This is a genomic window from Kitasatospora sp. NPDC056800, assembly GCF_042789775.1.
GTDB lineage: Bacteria > Actinomycetota > Actinomycetes > Streptomycetales > Streptomycetaceae > Kitasatospora.
Genome location: NZ_JBHUAL010000323.1, coordinates 1 through 6,180 on the forward strand (window position 1 = coordinate 1; position 6,180 = coordinate 6,180).

Genomic DNA, 6,180 nt, shown 5'->3' on the forward strand with positions numbered 1-6,180 from the left:
GGGCGGTCAGGTGGCCAGGAAGCGCTCCCGGTGGACCTGTTCGGGCGGCACCCCTGCGGAAGCGGCGGTGCGCAGCACGGCGTCGACCAGGGGCGGCGGGCCGCAGACGTACAGGTCCGGTGCGGCGCCGCCGAGTTCGGGCAGGGCGGCGGCCAGCAGGTCGGCCGGGGTGCCGGTCGGGCCGGACCAGCCGGGGCCGGGCCCGCGGACGCAGACCTCGTACCGGAAGCCGGGCAACTCGGCGGCTACGGCGGCGAGTTCGTCCAGTCCGAAGACGTCCCGCGGCTCGTTGACGCCGAGGAGCAGCCGGGCGGGTTGCGGATCCCGCCACTCGGCCATCCGGCGGACCATCGCCAGCAGCGGGGCCAGGCCGGTGCCGCCGGCCAGGAACCAGCGCGGCCGCAGGCCGGTCTCGTGCAGGCCGAAGGCGCCCTGCGGGCCGTGCACGGTGAGCCGGTCGCCCGGGCGGGCCCGGTCGGCGAGGTAGGAGGAGAAGTGCCCGCCCTCCCGCAGCCGGACGTAGAACTCCAGCCGGCCCTCCCAGTTGCCGGTGTTGGCGGGGGAGTAGGCGCGCTTCACCTCGCCGCCGGGTGTCTGGAGCTCCATGAACTGCCCCGGGTCGAACTGGCAGTCCGGGTCGTCGAGGCGCAGCTCCAGCCGCACGGTGTCCGGGGTGACCGGGTCCACCGCCGTGACGGTGGCCGCGCGGACCGGGACGGCGCCGTGCAGGACGCGGGCCTGCTCGTACGGCAGGGCGGTGGTCAGCGGACCGCGCGGGAAGGTGCGGCAGAGCAGCACCTCGCCGCGCTCGCGCCCGTCCGGTGGGAGGGCCTGTTCGCTGTGCGGCCCGAGGTCGTACGGTCCGTCGGTGACGGAGGCGTGGCAGGAGCCGCAGGTGCCCCGGCGGCAGGAGGCGGGCAGGGCGGCGCCGGCCTCCGCCGCGGCCTCCAGGACGCTGCGGCCAGGGGCGCAGTCGAACTCCAGCCGGCCGCCGTCGGTGGTGGTGAGGGTGACGGGGTGGGCGTGCCCCGCGCTCACGACGCCGTCCGTTCGAGCGCGGCGGCCAGGTCGGCCGCCGGGTCGCCGGCCACCCGCAGGCCGAACCGCTTCACCAGCTCGTCGACCAGGGCGGGGGTGAGGAAGCCGGGCAGCGAGGGGCCGAGGTGGATGTCGCGGATGCCCAGCGCGAGCAGGGTGAGCAGCACCGCGACGGCCTTCTGCTCGGTCCAGGACAGCGCCAGGGTGAGCGGCAGGTCGTTGATGTCGCACTCGAAGGCGTCGGCGAGCGCGGTGGCGATCCGGATGGCGGAGTAGGTGTCGTTGCACTGGCCGAGGTCGAGCAGCCGGGGGAGGCCCGCGATCTCGCCGAAGTCGTGCCGGTGGAAGCGGTACTTGGCGCAGCCGAGGGTGAGTACCACGCTGTCGCGGGGCGCGCCGAGGGCGAGGTCGGTGTAGTAGTCGCGGCCGGGGGTGGGGCCGTCGCAGCCGCCGATCAGGAAGAAGTGCCGGATGTCGCCCTGCCGCACCGCGTGGACGACCTGGTCGGCGACCGCGAGCACGGCGTCCCGGCCGAAGCCGACGGTGACGGCCTCCTCCTCGGCGGCGGTCTCCGGGAAGCCGGGCAGGGCGTGGGCGGCCTGGATCAGCGGGCGGAAGTCGTGGTCGGCGAGGTGCCGGACGCCGGGCCAGCCGACCGGTCCGGCGGTGAAGATCCGGCGGCGGTAGGCGGCGTGCGGCTCGATGACGCAGTTGGAGGTCATCAGGACCGGGCCGGGGAAGGCGGCGAAGTCCCGCTGCTGGTCCTGCCAGGCGCCGCCGTAGTTGCCGGCCAGGTGCGGGTGGGCCTTGAGCAGCGGGTAGGCGTGGGCGGGGAGCATCTCGCCGTGGGTGTAGACGTTGATGCCCTGGCCCCTGGTCTGCACCAGGAGGGCCTCCAGGTCCCGCAGGTCGTGGCCGCTGACCAGGACGGCCTTTCCGGCGACCGGGGTGGTGCGGACGGCGGTGGGCCGCTGGGGCCCGTAGGTGCCGGTGTTGGCGGCGTCCAGCAGTTCGATCGCCGCGAGGTTGAGCCGGCCGAGGCCGACGGCGCGTTCCAGCAGCTCGGCGGGGTCGGTCGGCTCGCCGGCCAGGTAGGCGAGGGCGTCCTCGACGCCGCCGAGCACCTCGGCGCTGCGGCGGCCGAGCACGTCGGCGTGGTGGGCGTAGGCGCAGATGCCCTTGAGCGCGTAGAGGTGGAGCGCGCGGAGCCCGACCACCTCGGGCCCGACCAGGGGGAGCCCGATGTCTACCCGGACGCCCGACGCCTGGCCGACCAGGGCGCCGGGGTCCGCGGCCGGGGCCCAGGCGGCCGGGCCGGTGAGCGTCTCCGGCTGCTGCCCGGCGGCGCGCGCGGCCCGCTCGTACCGGTCCCTGGTCCGGTTCCGGACGCCGACGGCCAGCTGGATCAGGGCGGCGAAGCGGGTGGGGTTGAAGTTGACGTTGGTGAGCGTGGTGAAGAGCGCGTACAGGACGAAGGCCGCCGCCTCGTCGTCCGGGTCGCCGAGGGCGCGCGCCTTGGCGGCGTACTGGGAGATGCCCTTGACCGCGTGGATCAGCAGGTCCTGGAGGTCCGAGGTGGGGGAGTCCTTGCCGCAGTTGCCGATCGGGCCGGCGCAGCCGGGGGTGGCGCCGGTGCGGTCGGTCTGTTCGCACTGGTAGCAGAACATGCGGGTCCTCCGGGGACTGGTGGTGTCGTTCGGTGGCGGCGGGCAGACGGGGCCTCGACGAGTCCAGGATGGGGCCGCCGTTGACGGCGCGTCAGGGCCGGAGGGCCCCAATCCGGGGTCGGGAGACCCAGTCGCCCCGGCGTCCGCCGCGTCCGATCGGGTGTACGTGTCGCGGCGTTCAGACGAAACGGTTGGCGGGTCGCCGCTGCTCGGGGCTCCGACGAGAACACTCCGAGGGTTGTTGTTCGGTTCATATGAGGAAAGGACTGTGGTGAAGCCCAGTCAGAATCAGGCGACCGCCGTCGGCTGGAGACGAAGGCTCGGCAGGGTGATGGGATCCGCCCTGGCCCTGACGCTCGTCCCCTTCGGCATGTCGCTCATCGCACCGTCGGCCGCCCAGGCGGCCGGCCTGCCGGGCGGCCTGGGGCCCTGCCTGGGCGCGGACTGTCCGGCGACGTTCCCCCCGGTCAACAACGGTCCCTTCGCGGGCCGCGACGCCGGGGTGAACGTCTTCGTCGGCGGCGACTTCAACGTCCGGGGCTCGGCCGCCGAGGCCGAGGGGCACGTGGTGACCCTCGGCAACTTCGACATGAGCAAGGCCGCCGGGGTCAGCTCCGTGTACAACATCGGCATCGTCGGCGTCGGCTCGCGCGTTCCCCCGCCGAACGGCGCGGACTTCCTCACCGCCGGCGGCAACGTCACCGTGGCCCCGGGGCAGTCGCTCCTGGCCGAGGGCGGCGTCGTCCGCTACGCGGGCGCCACCACGGGCACCGTCACCGGCACGAAGGTCCACGACCCGCAGGCCGTGGCCGCCTACGCGCCGCTGCGCGGCGAGCTGCAGACGGCCAGCGCGTGCTACGCCGGGACCGGCACCGCCCGCCCGGCCACCGGAACCGCCGTCAACCAGGGGTACCAGACCCTGTTCACCGGCGACGGCACCTCCGCCCTCCAGGTCTTCAACGTCGACTTCGACATCGTCGGCCGCGGCGGCGGGACCCAGGGGGTCACCTTCGCCGGCATCCCCGCGAACGCGACCGTCCTGGTCAACCTCGTCGGCGACGCCCGCACCATCAACACCTACAGCGGCAGCCTCGCGGACACCGACCCGTGGAACCAGCTGCGCGAGCGCCTGCTGTGGAACTTCCCCACCGCGACGACCGTCACCCTGACCGGCTCGGGGCAGTTCCAGGGCAGCGTGCTGGTCGGCAACCCGGCCAGCACCGCCACGATGAACCTGCCCGGCCTGAACGGACGGTTCTTCACCACCGGCTCGCTGCTGCACAACTCCGGTCTGGGCATGACCGGGACCGAGTTCCACGCCTACCCCTTCAACGGCGACCTCCCGGAGTGCGGCAACCCGCCGGCCCCCACCGCCTCGACCAGCGTGACCAAGGTCGACTCGGCCACCGGGCAGACCCTGGCGGGCGCCACCTTCCAGCTGTGGAAGGAGAGCAACGGCGTCGCCGGCCTGCAGACCACGGGCACCACCCCGGACACCAAGGTCGGCGCCCCCTGCACCACCGGGCGCAACGGTGTCTGCTCCACGGCCGACCTCCCGCTGGGCACCTACTACTGGGAGGAGACGGCGGCGCCGCCTGGGTACGACCTGCCCCAGCCGCCGGTGACGACCGTGATCCTCGGCACGAACGGGCAGACCGTCCCGGTCACCGTCCAGGACACCACGAGCCCGGTCGTCGAGACCGGGGCCACCAGCGTGACCAAGGTCGACTCCGCCACCTCGCGGCCGCTGGCGGGGGCGACCTTCCAGCTGTGGCACGAGACCAACGGCGTTCCGGGGCTGCAGACCACGGGGGCCAATCCCGACACGGCGGTCGGCTCCCCGTGCGTCACGCCCGCGTCGGGCGTCTGCTCGGCGTCCGGACTCCCGCTGGGCACCTACTACTGGCAGGAGACGGCGGCGCCGCCCGGGTACGACCTGCCCGGGCTCAACGTGACCACGGTCGTGCTGAACACCAACGGGCAGAGCGCCCCGGTCACCGTCGCCGACACCCCGGCCGCCGCTCCGACGGCCTCGACCAGCGTGACCAAGACCGACTCCGACAGCGGGCAGCCCTTGGCGGGGGCGACCTTCCAGTTGTGGCGTGAGACCAACGGCGTCGCCGGTCTGCAGACGTCCGGGGCGACCCCGGACACGGCGGTCGGCTCCCCGTGCGTCACCCCGGCGTCCGGTGTCTGCTCGGCGTCCGGCCTCCCGCTGGACACGTACTACTGGCAGGAGGTCTCGGCGCCCGACGGGTACGACCTGCCCGACCTCAACGTGAACACCGTCGTGCTGGACGCGAACGGGAAGAACGTCATGGTCACCGTCGCCGACGCCAAGACCATCGCTCCCACCGGGTCCACCTCCGTCACCAAGACCGACGCGGCCACCGGACAGCCGCTGGCGGGGGCGACCTTCCAGCTGTGGCACGAGACCAACGGCGTGGCCGGTCTGCAGACCACGGGGGCCAATCCCGACACGGCGGTCGGCTCCCCGTGCGTCACGCCCGCGTCGGGCGTCTGCTCGGCGTCCGGGCTCCCGCTGGGTACGTACTACTGGCAGGAGACGGCGCCACCGCCCGGGTACGACCTGCCGCAGTCCGCGGTGACGACCGTCGTCCTCGACACCAACGGGCAGGACATCCAGCTCCCCGTCCAGGACACCCACTCGACCGCCCCCACCGGGTCCACCTCCGTCAAGAAGACCGACGCCGCCACCGGACAGCCCCTGGCGGGCGCCACCTTCCAGCTCTGGCACGAGACCAACGGCGTTCCGGGGCTGCAGGCCACCGGCCCGAATCCGGACACGGCCGTGGGCTCCCCGTGCGTCACGCCCGCGTCGGGTGTCTGCTCGGCGTCCGGGCTCCCGCTGGGCACGTACTACTGGCAGGAGACGGTGCCGCCGCCCGGGTACGACCTGCCGCAGTCCCCGGTGACGACCGTCGTCATCGACCTGGGCCGGCCGAACGTCCAGGTCCCCGTCCAGGACACGCAGACGCCGACCGCCCCGAGCGGGTCCACCTCCGTCAGGAAGGTCGACGCCGACAGCGGGCAGCCGCTGGCGGGCGCCGTTTTCCAGCTGTGGCGGGAGAGCAACGGCGTGGCCGGTCTGCAGACCACGGGGGACAACCCCGACACCGCCGTCGGCCCGCCGTGCACGACCCCCGCGTCGGGCGTCTGCTCGGCGGACCACCTCCCGCCGGGCACGTACTACTGGCAGGAGGTCTCCGCACCCGAGGGCTACAACCTGTCGCGGCCCTCGGTGACCAGGGTCGAGCTGACCGGGGACCACGCGTGCGTGACGGTCACGGTCGAGGACAGCAAGTGTCCGCCGCCGCCGTGCCCGCCCACCCCCTGCCCGCCGGGCGACGAGTGGAGCCCGTACGTGCGCTTCACGCCCGTGCCGGGCTTCCTCTGGGGCGCGGACGCCTGACCGCATGACCGGCCCGTGCCCGCCGAAGCCTCCGCGCTTCGG

General features: G+C 74.0%; 3 protein-coding genes. 1 reads left to right on the top strand and 2 read right to left on the bottom strand.

Going from position 1 to position 6,180, the window contains the following annotated elements; translation table 11 throughout:
- Positions 1 to 6: 6 nt before the first annotated feature.
- Positions 7 to 1,038 (bottom strand): FAD-binding oxidoreductase, encoded by a 1,032-nt coding sequence (locus ACFRQN_RS39290; RefSeq protein WP_380745417.1) that lies wholly within the window; start codon positions 1,036 to 1,038, stop codon positions 7 to 9.
- Positions 1,035 to 2,705, bottom strand: coding sequence for a hydroxylamine reductase (gene hcp, locus ACFRQN_RS39295; RefSeq protein WP_380745419.1), 1,671 nt, complete (start codon positions 2,703 to 2,705; stop codon positions 1,035 to 1,037). Before hcp ends, ACFRQN_RS39290 begins: the two co-directional genes overlap by 4 nt.
- A gap of 331 nt (positions 2,706 to 3,036) precedes the next feature.
- On the opposite strand from hcp, the gene ACFRQN_RS39300 reads away from it, so the two are divergent.
- Positions 3,037 to 6,138: a SpaA isopeptide-forming pilin-related protein gene (locus ACFRQN_RS39300; protein ID WP_380745421.1), complete on the top strand. Its 3,102-nt coding sequence runs from the start codon at positions 3,037 to 3,039 to the stop codon at positions 6,136 to 6,138.
- Positions 6,139 to 6,180: the final 42 nt, after the last annotated feature.